This is a genomic window from Citrobacter sp. wls829 (genome assembly GCF_005280825.1).
In the GTDB taxonomy this organism is placed as follows: Bacteria; Pseudomonadota; Gammaproteobacteria; order Enterobacterales; family Enterobacteriaceae; genus Citrobacter; species Citrobacter gillenii.
The window spans coordinates 100,626-116,781 of record NZ_SZWP01000072.1; the positions used below are offsets into that span (position 1 = coordinate 100,626).

Consider the following 16,156-nt stretch of genomic DNA (forward strand, 5'->3'; position numbering starts at 1 on the left):
GTTTTGTCCTCAGGCCACACCGACCAACAGCCACCGCAGCGCAATAAATAGCGCCAGGGCCAGGGTCGATGCTACCCACATCAATCGTATCGTTTGGGAAATGTCGTCTACTGAAATGTCTCGTTGTGCATCACCGATCCACGGTTTCTCAACGCGCTCGCCAAAGTAGTCGTTAGGACCACCCAGTCGAATGCCTAATGCCCCGGCAACGGCCCCCTCGGACCAGGCACAGTTTGGACTGCTGTGGTTGTAGCGATCGCGCCAACCAATGTGTAATGCACCGAAGCCGTCTTTACGGCATAAAAATGCAGCGCACCCGAGCAACAGCCACCCCAGTCGGGCAGGAATCAAATTCGCGACATCATCCAGTCGCGCACTGACCATTCCGATAGCGCGGTACTTTTCATTTTTATAGCCAACCATGGAGTCCAGGGTGTTCACCGCTTTGTACGCCATCGCCAACGGGGCACCGCCGAGAAACAGGAAGAACAGCGGTGCAATGATGCCGTCCACGGTGTTTTCAGCGATGGTTTCCACCACCGCGCGATTGATCTGTTTCGGCTGTAATTGTGAGGTGTCACGCCCCACAATCCAGGAGAGTTTTTCCCGACTTTCTGTGAGATTATTGGCACGCAGTGGACGTTCGACATCTCGTGCGGCATTCGCCAGGCAGCGGCCAGCCAACACGGTAAAGATCATCCACACCTCGACGCCCCACCCTAGCCACGGATGAAGCGATTGCGCCAGCGTCAGTACGCCCCATGAAACGCCCCAGGTCACGCCGACCACAACCACCCACAGCACTGCGCCACCGATACGCAGCATGCCATCGCTATGGCAGTAGCGGCGCACCAGGCGCTGCACAGTGGTAATGAGATTGCCAATCCAACGTACCGGATGCGGCCAGCTCTGCGGATCGCCAATGATAAAATCAAGCAGCCAGGCGACACACCACGCGAGCAGTGTCATTTCACGCTCCTCGCGGCGTCCAGCCAGTGATTAAGCATCTCAGGACGCTGAGCAAAATGAACGTGCAGGTAGCTGGCAAACGCATTGCCAACCTGCCAACCGCCAGACCACGCCTGTAATGTTTCGCCATCGCGAACTTTGCGACAGCTCATCACGGCCTGGGTTTGAGGGGTAAAATCGGAATAGTGAAATTCATGTCCGCGCAGCACGTCACCGGGCGCAGCGAGTAAGGTTTGTTGTTCGGCCTGCGCTTCACAATAGCCAAATCGGGTCAGACGTTTGCCCATTTTGCTGTGACCGGGAATAATATCCGCCATCGGCCAGATATCGCCGTTGCTGTCTTCCAGCGAACTCCCCAGGTACATCAGACCACCGCACTCCGCGTAAATCGCCACACCGCGCTGATGAGCCGCACGCAGTTGCGCCAGCATGGTGGAATTTCGGGCAAGCCCGGCTGCGTGCAGCTCAGGGTATCCGCCCCCTAGCCAGATCATCTGGCAATCAGGGAGACGGCTGTCGTGTAGCGGGCTGAAACGGACAATATTGAGGCCCGTGCGCGCCAGTAGCGTAATGTTATCCGGATAGTAGAAGTTGAATGCTTCGTCATCAGCAATGGCAAGCGTCAGTCCAGCTCCGGCATCGGAGGCAGGAAGCGCGGGCCATTCGCCCACCGGTGGGGTGTCTAACTGGCTTAAGGCCAGCAGCGCGTCGATATCTAACGTTTGCTCAAGCGTTGTAGCAAATTCCTGCCACGGCAACTGATTGACGATTGATTCCCGCGCGGTCACCAGTCCCAGATGACGCTCAGGGAGCGCCACGCCATCCACGCGGGGAACATAGCCCAATACCGGTATCGAACAGTAGCGTTCGATGGCGACTTTAAGTAGCTGGTAATGCGTTTCGCTGTTTACCCGGTTAACAATCACGCCAGCAATGTTCAGCGTTGGATCAAAATGCTGGAATCCCATCACCGTGGCGGCAATTGACGTTGAGACGGCTTTACCGTCCACCAGCAAAATGACCGGACAGCCCAGCTGCTTCGCCATCGCGGCGGAACTGCAGTAATTGGGGTCCGTACCATAACCGTCATACAACCCCATAACGCCCTCGATGACGGCGATATCCGCATGCTGCATATGTTCGCAAAATAAGGCGTTCAGCGTGGAAGTGGGGAGCATGAAGCTATCAAGATTGCGGGAGGCTGTGCCGGATACGGCGGTATGCCAGCCGGTATCCAGATAATCAGGACCGACTTTGCAAGGCTGGACGCGCAAACCGCGTTTTTTCAGCAGACTCAACAAGCCCAGCGTTACCGTGGTTTTACCACAGCCGCTTCCGGTACCTGCAAGAACAAACGCGCGAAAATTGGCCGCCATACCCTGATCCTGTTCAGGGTGGTAGGGGTGTAGAGATACCCAGTCTTTCGACTGTATGCATCTGAGCAACCCACTTCCCACCGAAGTTGTTGGTAGTCACTGACAGGCAGGTCTTCTGGCTTAGCGTCATTCTCACCCGTCCTTCCCAATCTCGCGATCAGTGGTCTATACGGGGTCGTCAGCATCACAGCAGCGGGGGCTGCGGGGGATTCTCACCCCCTTCCCTACCACAAACGTGGTAAACCTGTCAGCTCAGGAGCAAATTCTATTAAGCTCCAGGCATGAGATGAATTAACACACCTCATGACAAAAATTCATTTAAATATCTTTTACGCTCATTCAACCAATGTTATGGCGTCATTCAGCTTATTCTTAAGTTTGCATTCCGTATGAAAGCTTCAATTAATAATAAAGAAAGTCATTCATACAGACACTGTATCTCATCACAAAAATAAAAACTGGTGCAGTTTATCCTTCAGACACTATTACTTTGTTGCGCTATGACAATTTATTGTCTTCTATCCTTATTTTTCATTTTATAATGACGGACATACAATACGATATCAAAAATCGGCAATAGCAAAATATTGCTATTTATGCTGACTCTTCGGACGAAACAACACTAATTTGCTGGCGAAAAGCCTGCGGCGTCACCTGGTATGTCTGGCGGAAAACTTTGCAAAAATAACTGGTTTGCGAAAAGCCTAAATTTCGCGCAATACTGGCAATACTCCAGTCACTATGACAAAGCAACTCTTTAGCACTTGCCATTCGCTGTTGGTTTACCCAGGCATTAAAACCGATCCCCTGATATTTTTTGAACAGCTTGCTGAAATAGTACGGGCTGAGATAAACATGCGAAGCCACCTCCTCGAGACGAAGCTCATCCGACAAATGTGCGTCGATATAGCGCAACGCTTTTTTCATTTTGCTGTCATGCGGAGTCGGGCTACGGGTTGAACGCACCGACTCTGACTGCTGTGGACTGTCTTTAATGACAACGAAATTCAATTGTTTTTTAAGGCAATTTTCAACAATCAACTTCAGCAAATCTGCAGAGGCGATGACGCGAGAATAGTCCATTTCCGGAACATTACGAAATTCATTGAGCAGTTCGGGATCGGCTTGCCAGCGATCATCGACATTCAAAATATCAACCAGGCCTACGTCATTGCTTAAGCGCACCTGACCGCATAAAACAAAACCAACCAAGTGGCCTGCAATCACCAAAGGGATAGAAAAATCGGTAAGGCCAGCATGACAGCGATAAATACACGGCTGGTCTGATTTTGATGCTTCAAGGCCCCCACAACGATCGCTCATACGGCATCGCGTGCTGTGCTGCGGATGCTGGCGCATCAACTGGCAGAAAGGGGTAAAATTAAAGAGTTCAGAAATTTCATCACCGTGAATATTGACAACCACAACGGCCAGACTGGTGGCCTGTGCAAAATCCTGTGCGATTTTATTAATGAGTTCTGAGTTCAGGGCGCTCGCAGAAATCATGATAAAACCTCTCAGTTAATTTATTGTTATAAATAAAAACACATTATTTACATTCACTTTTCATCTCGCTATTAGACGCAATGATAAAAGGTGTTAATGGACCATAACAAAAGTCTCCCATTGTGGGGAGACTTTTTAAGCTGTTCAGGAAACCGGATCACGAAATCAGTTTTTGCATTTCAGAAATAAACAATTTCCATGAAGCTAGTTCTCATTTTCCTCCAGCTTACAAGTATTACACGGTAAATTTTTGCCAATAAAGTAACGATAAATTGCTGCCCCGGCGCACGCGCCGATGATCGGTGCCACAATCGGGACGATAAAGTATGGGATATCGCGTCCCCCCGTCATCGCAACATCTCCCCATCCGGCAAACCAGGCAAACAACTTAGGACCAAAATCACGCGCCGGATTCATGGCAAATCCTGTGAGCGGACCTGTTGATGCACCGATGACGGCAACCAGAATACCAATCAGCAATGGCGCGAGAGGACCTTTAGGCACCCCATTGCCATCGTCCGTCAGCGCCATAATCATACCCATCAGAATGGACGTGATGACCACTTCCACCAGCGCCGCTTGCCATACGCTAAGCGCAGAGGCCGGATAAGTACTAAAAATACTGGCCAGTTGCAGGCTTTCAAGACTGCCACGAACCATATGGTGCGCCGTCTCATATTCAATGAATAAACTGCCGTACAGCAAATAGGCCAGCAACGCGCCGCCAAAGGCACCCGCGACTTGCGCGACCGTATAGGGTAAAACTTTACGCCCAGGGAAACAGGCAAACAGCCACAGAGCGATGGTAATCGCAGGGTTGAGGTGTGCCCCGGATATTCCGGCAGTCAGGTAGACCGCCAGTGAAATCCCAAGACCCCAAATGATGCATATTTCCCATAACCCTAAACTCGCACCGGCCACCTTAAGGGCACTCAGGCATCCAATGCCAAAAAACAGGAACAGCCCGGTACCTAAAAACTCGGCAATGCATTGCGCTTTTAGTGAATCGTTCATTGTGACACCTTCTAAGCAGAGTTCGTGTCTGTACCAGCGGACTCCCTGCTGGCAGTAGAGTACTTCAAGGCTTACTATAAAAAGTGCCGTCGGCAAATTGTTGGCAATCTGAGCACTTCCACCTTTTTAAAATCGTGTAGTGATAACAAATTCTTGCTGTCAGCATTATTAAAACAGCTAACAAAAACGGGCATTAGCCCTATTAAAAACGCATTATAAAAATAATAAAATATTGCCAACAGCAGATTTCTGTTTTCAAACAAACATCACAATTTCATTTCCCCCGCATAGCAAATGATATTTATCGTGTCACTAGCAAAAATGTAAATCTGGTATTGACATAACCAAATTTTCACATCCACAAAATAATAAAAAACATTTAAAAACAATCAGATAAAAGAATATCAAGCAATTTTATATCACCGATCGCTTACTATTTTTTCACTCTCCGTTTCAAGTCAGCCATTCTTTTTCCTCGCTTCTTTTTATAGTCATGAAAATCGGAACAACCCAGGCGAGGTCTTTATGCAACAAGAAGCGTTAGGAATGGTAGAAACCAAAGGCTTAACTGCAGCCATAGAGGCCGCAGATGCAATGGTGAAGTCAGCCAATGTGATGCTGGTCGGCTACGAAAAAATTGGTTCAGGGCTGGTCACCGTGATTGTTCGCGGTGATGTTGGCGCGGTAAAAGCGGCAACAGATGCAGGCGCCGCTGCCGCACGTAATGTGGGTGAAGTGAAAGCTGTACACGTGATCCCACGTCCTCATACCGATGTCGAAAAAATCTTACCGAAGGGAATTAGCTGATGAGCAGCAATGAGCTGGTTGAACAGATCATGGCGCAGGTGATTGCTCGAGTGGCAACGCCAGAACACAAGGCTATCCCTGAAAATAATCTTCCAACACGAGAGACGGCTATGGCAGAGAAAAGCTGCAGTTTAACGGAATTTGTCGGCACCGCGATTGGCGACACCGTCGGTCTGGTGATCGCCAACGTCGACAGCGCCTTACTGGACGCGATGAAGCTTGAAAAACGCTATCGCTCCATTGGCATTCTAGGCGCCCGTACCGGCGCAGGCCCCCATATCATGGCCGCGGATGAAGCGGTAAAAGCCACCAATACTGAAGTGGTGAGCATTGAGCTTCCGCGAGATACCAAAGGCGGAGCAGGCCACGGTTCACTGATTATCCTCGGCGGCAACGATGTTTCCGACGTAAAACGCGGAATTGAAGTCGCGCTGAAAGAACTGGATCGCACATTTGGTGATGTCTACGCCAATGAAGCCGGTCACATCGAAATGCAATACACCGCACGTGCCAGCTATGCGCTGGAAAAAGCCTTCGGCGCACCCATTGGTCGTGCCTGTGGTGTGATCGTCGGCGCACCGGCATCTGTTGGTGTACTGATGGCCGATACCGCACTGAAATCGGCCAACGTCGAAGTGGTGGCTTATAGCTCCCCTGCCCATGGTACCAGCTTCAGTAACGAAGCCATTCTGGTTATTTCCGGTGACTCTGGCGCCGTACGTCAGGCCGTCATCTCCGCGCGCGAAATCGGTAAAACCGTGCTTGCGACCCTCGGCTCAGAACCGAAAAACGATCGTCCGTCCTACATCTGATACCCGTGAGGCTGATTCATGAGATCGAAAAGATTTGAAGCACTGGCGAAACGCCCTGTGAATCAGGACGGCTTCGTTAAGGAGTGGATCGAAGAAGGCTTCATTGCGATGGAAAGCCCGAACGACCCAAAACCGTCCATAAAAATCGTTAACGGTATGGTCACCGAACTGGATGGTAAAGCCGCCAGTGAATTTGATTTGATAGACCATTTCATTGCCCGCTACGGTATTAATCTGGCGCGCGCTGAAGAAGTGATGGCGATGGACTCGGTCAAACTCGCCAATATGCTCTGCGATCCTAATGTGAAACGCAAAGACATCGTTCCGCTGACCACCGCGATGACACCGGCAAAAATTGTCGAAGTGGTTTCGCATATGAACGTCGTCGAAATGATGATGTCGATGCAGAAAATGCGCGCCCGCAGAACCCCTTCTCAACAAGCGCACGTCACCAACGTTAAAGACAACCCGGTGCAGATTGCGGCCGATGCAGCAGAAGGCGCATGGCGTGGATTTGACGAGCAGGAAACAACCGTTGCCGTGGCACGCTATGCCCCGTTTAACGCTATTGCTCTGCTGGTCGGTTCACAGGTTGGGCGTCCCGGCGTATTAACCCAGTGCTCACTGGAAGAAGCCACCGAGCTCAAACTCGGCATGTTAGGCCACACCTGCTATGCAGAAACGATTTCCGTGTACGGTACTGAACCGGTCTTTACCGATGGTGACGATACCCCATGGTCAAAAGGCTTCCTGGCCTCTTCTTATGCCTCACGCGGTCTGAAAATGCGCTTTACCTCAGGCTCAGGCTCAGAAGTGCAGATGGGTTATGCAGAAGGCAAATCCATGTTGTATCTGGAAGCCCGCTGCATTTACATCACCAAAGCCGCTGGCGTGCAGGGTTTACAGAACGGGTCCGTTAGCTGCATCGGCGTCCCTTCCGCCGTACCGTCAGGTATCCGCGCAGTGCTGGCAGAAAACCTGATCTGCTCGTCACTGGATCTCGAATGCGCCTCCAGTAACGACCAAACCTTTACCCACTCGGATATGCGCCGTACCGCGCGTTTGCTGATGCAATTCCTGCCAGGAACTGACTTCATCTCTTCCGGCTATTCCGCCGTGCCGAACTACGACAACATGTTTGCAGGCTCTAACGAAGATGCCGAAGACTTTGACGACTACAACGTTCTCCAGCGTGACCTGAAAGTCGACGGGGGTTTGCGTCCGGTGCGTGAAGAAGACGTCATCGCCATTCGTAACAAAGCGGCCCGCGCACTGCAGGCAGTGTTTGCTGGAATGGGATTGCCACCCATCACCGATGAAGAAGTTGAAGCCGCGACTTACGCCCACGGCTCGAAAGATATGCCAGAACGTAACATCGTTGAAGACATTAAGTTTGCGCAAGAGATCATCAGCAAAAACCGCAACGGACTGGAAGTGGTGAAAGCCCTGGCCCAGGGCGGATTTACCGATGTTGCTCAGGATATGCTCAACATCCAGAAAGCCAAGTTAACCGGAGACTATCTGCATACCTCCGCCATTATCGTCGGCGACGGACAGGTGCTTTCCGCGGTGAATGACGTCAACGATTATGCCGGTCCGGCAACAGGTTATCGCCTGCAAGGCGAACGCTGGGAAGAAATTAAAAACATCCCCGGCGCACTTGATCCCAACGAGCTTGGCTAAGGGGTGAACTATGGAAATCAATGAAAAGCTGCTGCGCCAGATAATTGAAGATGTGCTGTCTGAAATGCAGACCAGCGATAAGCCTGTTTCTTTCCGCTCGTCTGCCGCGGCAACCGCACCGCAGATGGCAACCGCGCCAGGTGACAGTTTTCTGACCGAAATTGGCGAAGCCAAACAGGGTCAGCAGCAGGATGAAGTGATTATTGCCGTTGGTCCGGCGTTTGGGCTCTCGCAGACCGTCAATATCGTCGGTATTCCGCACAAGAATATTTTGCGCGAAGTGATCGCGGGTATTGAAGAAGAAGGCATTAAAGCACGCGTCATCCGCTGCTTTAAATCCTCCGATGTGGCGTTTGTCGCCGTGGAAGGTAACCGTCTGAGTGGTTCCGGTATTTCAATCGGCATCCAGTCCAAAGGCACCACGGTTATCCACCAGCAGGGGTTACCGCCGCTTTCTAACCTGGAGCTGTTCCCTCAGGCCCCACTCCTGACACTGGAAACCTACCGCCAGATTGGTAAGAACGCCGCGCGTTACGCCAAGCGTGAATCTCCACAACCGGTCCCGACGTTGAATGATCAGATGGCGCGTCCGAAGTACCAGGCGAAATCAGCCATTCTGCACATTAAAGAGACCAAATACGTCGTGACGGGCAAAAACCCGCAGGAACTGCGCGTGGCGCTTTGATAAAGGATAACTCCATGAATACCGACGCAATTGAATCGATGGTTCGGGATGTGTTGAGCCGAATGAACAGTCTGCAGGGAGAGACCGTCACTCCAGCCGCGACTGGTTCATCAGCGCATACCGCGAAAGTGACGGATTACCCGCTCGCCAATAAACACCCTGAGTGGGTAAAAACCGCCACCAATAAAACGCTGGATGACTTCACGCTCGAAAATGTGCTGAGCAATAAGGTCACCGCACAGGATATGCGTATCACACCAGAAACGCTGCGCATTCAGGCGGATATCGCCAAAGATGCCGGACGTGACAGGCTGGCGATGAACTTTGAACGTGCCGCAGAACTGACCGCGGTGCCTGACGATCGCATCCTTGAGATCTACAACGCCCTGCGCCCATACCGCTCAACCAAAGACGAGCTGATGGCCATCGCCGACGATCTCGAAAATCGTTATCAGGCAAAGATTTGCGCAGCCTTCGTACGTGAAGCAGCAGTGCTGTACGTCGAACGTAAGAAACTCAAAGGTGACGATTAATTTTAGGGAAAAATGATGCGATATATAGCTGGCATTGACATAGGCAACTCATCAACAGAAGTCGCTCTCGCGACTCTGGATGACGCTGGCACGCTGAGCATTACAACCAGCGCACTGGCAGAAACGACTGGAATTAAGGGCACGTTACGTAATGTGTTTGGTATTCAGGAGGCGCTTACGCTTGCAGCAAAAAATGCAGGCATCAATGTCAGCGATATTTCGCTCATCCGTATTAACGAAGCCACGCCGGTCATTGGTGATGTGGCGATGGAGACGATCACCGAAACCATCATCACCGAGTCAACCATGATAGGCCACAACCCAAAAACGCCTGGTGGGGTCGGGTTAGGTGTTGGCGTCACAATTACGCCGGAAGAGTTGTTAACCCGTCCGGCGGATATGCCTTATATCCTGGTGGTGTCATCGGCATTCGATTTTGCCGATGTCGCCACCATGATTAATGCCTCCGTTCGCGCCGGATATCAGCTAACCGGCGTTATTTTGCAACAGGACGATGGCGTGCTGGTCAGCAACCGTCTTACTACGCCGCTGCCCATCGTCGACGAAGTGCGCTATATCGATCGGATCCCGTTAGGGATGCTGGCGGCCATTGAGGTCGCCATCCCCGGAAAGGTGATTGAAACGCTCTCTAATCCTTACGGGATTGCGACTGTTTTTAACCTGAATGCGGACGAGACCAAAAATATTGTCCCTATGGCACGTGCCCTGATTGGTAACCGCTCAGCGGTCGTCGTGAAAACACCGTCGGGCGATGTAAAAGCGCGAGCCATTCCTGCCGGAAACCTCGAACTCCAGTCGCAAGGACGTACTGTTCGCGTCGACGTTGCCGCAGGCGCGGAAGCCATTATGAAGGCGGTAGGCGAATGCCCACGGCTTGATAACGTTATCGGCGAAGCAGGAACCAATATTGGCGGCATGCTGGAACATGTACGCCAGACCATGGCGGAGTTAACCAACAAGCCCAGCCATGAAATCTTCATCCAGGATTTATTGGCTGTTGATACCTCCGTTCCCGTCAGCGTGACGGGGGGACTCGCCGGAGAGTTCTCGCTGGAACAGGCGGTGGGTATTGCCTCAATGGTGAAATCAGATCGCCTGCAAATGGCGACGATAGCCCAGGAGATCACGCAAAAGCTCAACATCGACGTTCAGGTAGGCGGCGCTGAAGCCGAAGCGGCCATCCTGGGTGCCCTCACTACGCCGGGCACAACGCGTCCGCTGGCCATTCTGGATCTCGGCGCAGGTTCCACCGACGCCTCAATCATTAATCCAAAAGGCGAAATTATTGCCACACACCTGGCGGGTGCGGGCGATATGGTCACGATGATTATTGCCCGTGAACTGGGACTGGAAGATCGTTACCTAGCCGAGGAGATCAAAAAATATCCGCTGGCGAAAGTAGAAAGCCTGTTCCACCTTCGCCACGAAGATGGCAGCGTTCAGTTCTTTCCTTCTCCCCTGCCGCCAACGGTATTCGCCCGGGTCTGTGTGGTGAAACCCGATGAACTGGTGCCATTACCTGGGGACCTGGCTCTGGAGAAAGTTCGCGTCATTCGCCGCAGCGCCAAGGAACGCGTTTTTGTCACCAATGCGCTGAGAGCGCTTCGTCAGGTTAGCCCCACAGGAAATATTCGCGACATCCCGTTTGTGGTTCTGGTTGGTGGCTCTTCTCTGGACTTCGAAGTTCCACAGCTGGTAACGGATGCGCTGGCGCACTACCGCCTGGTTGCGGGTCGCGGCAATATTCGCGGTACCGAAGGCCCACGAAATGCTGTCGCAACTGGGCTTATCCTCTCCTGGTACAAGGCATTTGCTCATGGAAAGTAACCTCAACGCACCGGCTATCGTGATCTTCACCCTGGGAGAGGACATGTCACTCTGGAATGACGTCCTGCTGGGTATTGAAGAAGAAGGGATCCCCTTTGTGGTTCAGGAGAGCCATTCCGCCGACATCATCCACAGCGCATGGCTGGCGGCATGTCAGTCACCGCTGCTCGTCGGCATTGGATGTAACCGGGAACAACTGGTTGTGCACTACAAAAATTTACCGACCTCAGCGCCACTTTTTACGCTGACGTATCAACAAGATAGCCACGCTCGTCGGCGCATCGGCAATAACGCTGCGCGGCTGGTTAAAGGCATTCCCTTCCGGGAATGCCACTCATAATCCACAGGAGAAAAGCAGTATGAATAACGCACTGGGACTGGTTGAAACAAAAGGGCTTGTCGGCGCTATTGAAGCCGCTGATGCCATGGTGAAATCCGCTAACGTGCAGTTGGTTGGTTACGAAAAAATTGGCTCGGGCCTTATCACCGTCATGGTTCGTGGGGATGTCGGCGCGGTTAAAGCTGCTGTAGACGCTGGCAGCGCTGCCGCCAGCGCCGTTGGCGAGGTGAAATCCTGCCACGTCATCCCGCGTCCACACAGCGACGTCGAAGCCATTTTACCTAAATCCGCTTAAACCGTTGCAACAAGGAGCACAGCGTGAAGCAATCACTGGGATTACTTGAAGTTAGTGGTCTGGCATTAGCCATCAGTTGCGCGGATGTCATGGCGAAAGCCGCCTCCATCACGCTGGTGGGCCTCGAAAAAACCAACGGCTCAGGCTGGACGGTGATCAAAATCATCGGGGATGTGGCCTCCGTGCAGGCGGCCATTTCCACCGGTGCCAGCTTTGCAGACCAGCGGGAAGGTCTGGTTGCGCACAAAGTCATTTCCAGACCCGGGGAAGGCATCCTTTCGCACAGCGTCGTTTCGACACCTGAGCCCATCCCTGAATCCACACCTGTCGAGGTGGAAGTACAGGTGGTTGTGGAAAGTGAATTACCCGAAGCACCACAAGATACAGACCTGATTAGCTGCAATCTGTGTCTCGACCCTGCCTGTCCGCGCCAGAAGGGAGAGCCTCGCTCACTCTGCCTGCATTCTGGTAAACGAGGTGAAGCGTAATGGATAAACAGCAACTGGAGACTACGGTCAGTAAAGTACTGGATGAAATGCGCGAGCGCCCTATTCCACTGGGGATCTCTAATCGTCATATCCATCTTTGTGCTGAAGATTACGCTCGTTTGTTTCCCAATCAGCCCATCAGCGAGAAAAAAGGTCTGCTGCAGCCTGGACAATATGCCGCAGATCAGACCGTTACGCTGGTGGGTCCAAAAGGCCAGCTAAAAAATGTGCGTTTGCTGGGACCGCTGCGTAGCACCAGCCAGGTAGAAATCTCCCGCACCGACGCCCGCACGTTGGGTATCGCTGCGCCGTTGCGTATGTCCGGCAATATTCAGGGAACACCGGGCATTCGCCTGGTGAGTCCTTTTGCTGAACTGGATATCTCATGCGGAGTGATTGTCGCCCAGCGGCACATTCATATGTCACCGCTTGATGCGCTGATCCTACGCGTGTCACATGGCGATAAAGTCTCCGTCGCCATCAATGGAGATGAACGCAGACTGATCTTCGATAACGTTGCCGTTCGCGTCTCGCCAGATATGCGTCTTGAAATGCATATCGACACTGACGAAGCCAATGCTGCAGGGGCGGATAGCCCACAGGCATTCGCCACGCTGGTGAGCTCACGATGAACAATGAACTGCTGCAACGCATCATCGGGGAGGTCGTCTCCCGATTACAAAAACGCGCGGACAGTTCGCTCTCTCTGAGCGTCGCGCAGTTACGGGAAGCCGATCCCCGGGCGCTGGTTTGTCAGTACTCCGCTCTGATTATCGAGCACGCTGATTTACCGCTGCTGGCGCATATTGCGCAACACGATTCATCCGATGTGTCAGCGATCACTCTCCACGAAGCCCTGGCCTGTGGCGTTCGCGTGAAGATATCGCTGCAGCATCAATTGCTACCGGCGATCCCCGTACGAAAACTCGCGCGACTGCCGCTGGAGTTCAGTGATGAACGCGGGCAAACCATCATTCTGCATCCCGAGACGTTTTTAAGTTATGCCGATGTAGCCCGATTACAAGGTGGGTTTCTGGTGCTACGCCGTCGATGTGTTGTGACCGCACTGGCAAAAGAAACCGTCAGTATGCGCAATATCCAATTAATTAAGCAGGAGTGAACCATGCATCTGGCACGCGTTACAGGCGTCGTGGTATCCACGCAAAAATCACCGTCACTGGTTGGAAAAAAACTGTTACTGGTACGTCGGGTAACGGCCGACGGCGAACTACCGCAATCGCCAACAGCGGGTGATGAGGTCGCAGTTGACTCAGTGGGAGCCGGTACCGGTGAGCTGGTTTTACTCAGCAGCGGCTCCAGCGCCAGACACGTCTTTAGCGGCCCCAATGAGGCTATCGATCTGGCCATCGTTGGCATTGTCGACACGCTTTCTCGCTAGGAGGAACTATGGCGATTTATACCCGAACAGGCGATGCCGGTACGACAGCGCTCTTTAGCGGACAGCGCGTCAGTAAAACACACCCGCGCGTTGAGGCTTACGGCACGCTGGATGAACTCAACGCGGCGCTGAGTCTGTGCGTCTGCGCGGCACAAAGCCTGCAACACCGTGTGTTACTTGAAGAAATTCAGTTACAGCTGTTTTGGTTCAGTGCTGAACTGGCCAGTGAAAGCGAACAGCCCACGCCCGCCCAACGCTACATCAGCTCGGAAGACATTGCAGCACTTGAGGCTGCCATCGATACCGCGATGTCGCGAGTGCCTCCCCTGCACAGTTTTATTTTGCCCGGACGCTGTGAAGCCGCCAGCCGTCTGCACTTCGCCCGCACGCTTGCCCGTCGCGCTGAAAGACGGCTTGTCGAACTCTCCACAGATGCCTCCATCCGACAGGTACTGATGCGCTATATCAACCGCCTGTCCGATTGCTTATATGCGCTCGCCAGGGCTGAAGATTATGACGCGCACCAAAGTACTATTATTCAGAAGGTGGCTGAGCGTTACGTGGCAGCGACCCAGCCATCGGCAGTTCAGGAGTCTGCTATGTCATTGTCATTTCAGGAACTCCATCAGCTTACGCGTACGGCGGTAGCGCGTGCACAAGCACTCAAAGTTCCGGTTGTCATCAGCATTGTGGATGCAAACGGTACACAAACAGTGACCTGCCGCATGCCCGATGCCCTGCTCGTCAGTAGCGAGCTAGCACCGAAAAAAGCGTGGACCGCCGTGGCGATGAAAACCGCCACCCATGAACTGAGCGCAGCGGTGCAACCGGGCGCCGCACTTTACGGTCTGGAAAGCCATATGCAGGGAAAAGTCGTCACGTTTGGTGGCGGATACGCACTATGGCGAGAAGGTTTACTCCTTGGGGGTCTTGGCATCAGCGGAGGAAGCGTTGAGCAGGATATGGACATTGCAGAAACCGCCATTGCGGCGATTAACGTGAGAACACATCAATGAATACGTCAGAACTTGAAACCCTTATCCGCACTATTTTGACTGAACAGCTCGAACCGGCAAAAGCAGAGATAAAGGGTGGCGGTATTTTTCCATCCGTCGGTGAAGCAATCGATGCCGCGCATCAGGCCTTTTTACGTTATCAGCAATGCCCACTGAAAACCCGTAGCGCCATTATTAGCGCTCTGCGGGAAGAACTGACACCTCATCTGGCCTCGTTGGCGGCAGAAAGCGCAACCGAAACGGGAATGGGCAACAAAGAAGATAAATTTCTCAAAAATAAAGCCGCGCTGGATAACACCCCCGGTATTGAAGATCTAACCACAACCGCCCTCACCGGTGATGGCGGCATGGTGCTATTTGAATATTCCCCCTTTGGCGTAATGGGTTCCGTTGCTCCTAGCACCAACCCAACGGAAACCATTATTAACAACAGCATCAGTATGTTAGCTGCCGGGAATAGCGTTTACTTCAGCCCGCACCCGGGCGCTAAAGTGGTTTCACTCAAGCTGATTGCCATGATTGAAGATATTGCCTTCCGCTGCTGCGGGATCCGAAATCTTGTTGTCACAGTCACAGAACCCACTTTTGAAGCTACCCAGCAGATGATGGCGCACCCTAAAATCGCAGTTCTGGCGATTACCGGTGGCCCGGGCATTGTGGCTATGGGTATGAAAAGCGGGAAAAAAGTCATTGGTGCCGGTGCCGGGAACCCCCCCTGCATCGTTGATGAAACCGCCGATCTGGTTAAGGCCGCGGAAGACATCATCAACGGCGCATCGTTTGATTACAATCTGCCCTGCATTACAGAGAAAAGCCTAATTGTTGTCGAAGCGGTTGCCGAACGACTGATTCAACAAATGCAGTCTTTTGGGGCGTTGCTGCTAAACAGCGAAGAAGTGGACAAACTACGCGCCACCTGTCTGCCAGAGGGAATGGCGAATAAGAAACTTGTCGGAAAAAGCCCGGCAACGTTACTGGAAGCGGCAGGTATACCCGTTCCAACAAAAGCGCCTCGTCTGTTGATAGGCGTCGTCAAGGCTGACGATGTGTGGGTTACCAGCGAACAGTTGATGCCCATGCTCCCTGTCGTGACGGTTAACGATTTTGACAGTGCGCTAACGTTGGCGCTGAAGGTTGAAGAGGGACTGCACCATACTGCCATTATGCACTCGCAAAATGTGTCGCGTTTGAATCTTGCTGCTCGCACGTTGCAAACGTCTATTTTTGTGAAAAATGGCCCCTCTTACGCCGGTATTGGCGTCGGCGGCGAAGGTTTCACCACCTTTACCATCGCCACCCCAACCGGTGAAGGGACAACGTCTGCGCGAACGTTTGCACGTTCTCGTCGTTGCGTGCTGACCAACGGTTTTTCTATCCGCTAATGA

General features: G+C 52.5%; 18 protein-coding genes and 1 riboswitch. Of the genes, 14 read left to right on the top strand and 4 right to left on the bottom strand.

What is annotated here, in order from left to right; translation table 11 throughout:
* Positions 1-9: 9 nt before the first annotated feature.
* The 4 genes from cbiB to pduF form a co-directional block, all read right to left on the bottom strand.
* The gene (cbiB, locus tag FDW88_RS16270) at positions 10-969 is read right to left on the bottom strand and encodes an adenosylcobinamide-phosphate synthase CbiB (RefSeq protein ID WP_137362946.1); all 960 of its coding nucleotides are present in this window, start codon (positions 967-969) and stop codon (positions 10-12) included.
* Positions 966-2,345 carry a cobyrinate a,c-diamide synthase gene (locus FDW88_RS16275; protein ID WP_137362947.1) on the bottom strand — a complete coding sequence of 460 codons (1,380 nt, stop codon included), beginning with the start codon at positions 2,343-2,345 and terminating at the stop codon, positions 966-968. Before FDW88_RS16275 ends, cbiB begins: the two co-directional genes overlap by 4 nt.
* An 87-nt stretch (positions 2,346-2,432) precedes the next feature.
* A riboswitch (cobalamin riboswitch) is annotated at positions 2,433-2,608 on the bottom strand.
* Positions 2,609-2,939: 331 nt separating this feature from the next.
* On the bottom strand, positions 2,940-3,851 hold the full coding sequence (gene pocR / locus FDW88_RS16280; RefSeq protein ID WP_115258156.1) for a regulatory protein PocR: 912 nt from the start codon (positions 3,849-3,851) through the stop codon (positions 2,940-2,942).
* 204 nt (positions 3,852-4,055) lie between these two features.
* A complete protein-coding gene (pduF, locus tag FDW88_RS16285) occupies positions 4,056-4,865 on the bottom strand; it encodes a propanediol diffusion facilitator PduF (protein WP_096756652.1) in 810 nt (269 codons plus the stop codon).
* Positions 4,866-5,390: 525 nt separating this feature from the next.
* On the opposite strand from pduF, the gene pduA reads away from it, so the two are divergent.
* Genes pduA through pduP form a run of 14 tightly spaced genes read left to right on the top strand, consistent with a single transcriptional unit; the run spans position 5,391 to position 16,153 of the window.
* A complete protein-coding gene (gene pduA, locus FDW88_RS16290; protein WP_003030255.1) occupies positions 5,391-5,672 on the top strand; it encodes a propanediol utilization microcompartment protein PduA in 282 nt (93 codons plus the stop codon).
* Positions 5,672-6,484 (top strand): propanediol utilization microcompartment protein PduB, encoded by an 813-nt coding sequence (pduB, locus tag FDW88_RS16295; RefSeq protein WP_096756651.1) that lies wholly within the window; start codon positions 5,672-5,674, stop codon positions 6,482-6,484. The genes pduA and pduB overlap by 1 nt, the downstream gene beginning before the upstream one ends.
* An 18-nt stretch (positions 6,485-6,502) precedes the next feature.
* Positions 6,503-8,167: a propanediol dehydratase large subunit PduC gene (gene pduC / locus FDW88_RS16300; protein WP_096756650.1), complete on the top strand. Its 1,665-nt coding sequence runs from the start codon at positions 6,503-6,505 to the stop codon at positions 8,165-8,167.
* Positions 8,168-8,177: 10 nt separating this feature from the next.
* A complete protein-coding gene (gene pduD, locus FDW88_RS16305) occupies positions 8,178-8,852 on the top strand; it encodes a propanediol dehydratase medium subunit PduD (protein WP_096756649.1) in 675 nt (224 codons plus the stop codon).
* 14 nt (positions 8,853-8,866) lie between these two features.
* Positions 8,867-9,385 carry a propanediol dehydratase small subunit PduE gene (pduE, locus tag FDW88_RS16310; protein WP_115258155.1) on the top strand — a complete coding sequence of 173 codons (519 nt, stop codon included), beginning with the start codon at positions 8,867-8,869 and terminating at the stop codon, positions 9,383-9,385.
* A 15-nt stretch (positions 9,386-9,400) separates the two neighbouring features.
* Positions 9,401-11,233, top strand: coding sequence for a diol dehydratase reactivase subunit alpha (locus tag FDW88_RS16315; RefSeq protein WP_137362948.1), 1,833 nt, complete (start codon positions 9,401-9,403; stop codon positions 11,231-11,233).
* Positions 11,223-11,573, top strand: a complete 351-nt coding sequence (locus FDW88_RS16320; RefSeq protein WP_137362949.1) for a glycerol dehydratase reactivase beta/small subunit family protein — start codon at positions 11,223-11,225, stop codon at positions 11,571-11,573. The genes FDW88_RS16315 and FDW88_RS16320 overlap by 11 nt, the downstream gene beginning before the upstream one ends.
* Positions 11,574-11,592: 19 nt before the next feature.
* Positions 11,593-11,868, top strand: a complete 276-nt coding sequence (gene pduJ / locus FDW88_RS16325) for a propanediol utilization microcompartment protein PduJ (protein ID WP_001057752.1) — start codon at positions 11,593-11,595, stop codon at positions 11,866-11,868.
* A gap of 23 nt (positions 11,869-11,891) precedes the next feature.
* Positions 11,892-12,356 (top strand): BMC domain-containing protein, encoded by a 465-nt coding sequence (locus FDW88_RS16330; RefSeq protein WP_137362950.1) that lies wholly within the window; start codon positions 11,892-11,894, stop codon positions 12,354-12,356.
* On the top strand, positions 12,356-12,988 hold the full coding sequence (locus FDW88_RS16335; RefSeq protein ID WP_115258153.1) for a phosphate propanoyltransferase: 633 nt from the start codon (positions 12,356-12,358) through the stop codon (positions 12,986-12,988). The genes FDW88_RS16330 and FDW88_RS16335 overlap by 1 nt, the downstream gene beginning before the upstream one ends.
* Positions 12,985-13,476: a microcompartment protein PduM gene (gene pduM / locus FDW88_RS16340; protein ID WP_137362951.1), complete on the top strand. Its 492-nt coding sequence runs from the start codon at positions 12,985-12,987 to the stop codon at positions 13,474-13,476. The genes FDW88_RS16335 and pduM overlap by 4 nt, the downstream gene beginning before the upstream one ends.
* A 3-nt stretch (positions 13,477-13,479) precedes the next feature.
* A complete protein-coding gene (locus tag FDW88_RS16345) occupies positions 13,480-13,755 on the top strand; it encodes a EutN/CcmL family microcompartment protein (RefSeq protein ID WP_096756643.1) in 276 nt (91 codons plus the stop codon).
* 8 nt (positions 13,756-13,763) lie between these two features.
* Entirely contained in the window at positions 13,764-14,771 is a 1,008-nt protein-coding gene (gene pduO / locus FDW88_RS16350; protein ID WP_137362952.1) for a two-domain cob(I)yrinic acid a,c-diamide adenosyltransferase PduO, read from the top strand.
* Positions 14,768-16,153 carry a CoA-acylating propionaldehyde dehydrogenase PduP gene (gene pduP, locus FDW88_RS16355; protein WP_137362953.1) on the top strand — a complete coding sequence of 462 codons (1,386 nt, stop codon included), beginning with the start codon at positions 14,768-14,770 and terminating at the stop codon, positions 16,151-16,153. The genes pduO and pduP overlap by 4 nt, the downstream gene beginning before the upstream one ends.
* Positions 16,154-16,156: the final 3 nt, after the last annotated feature.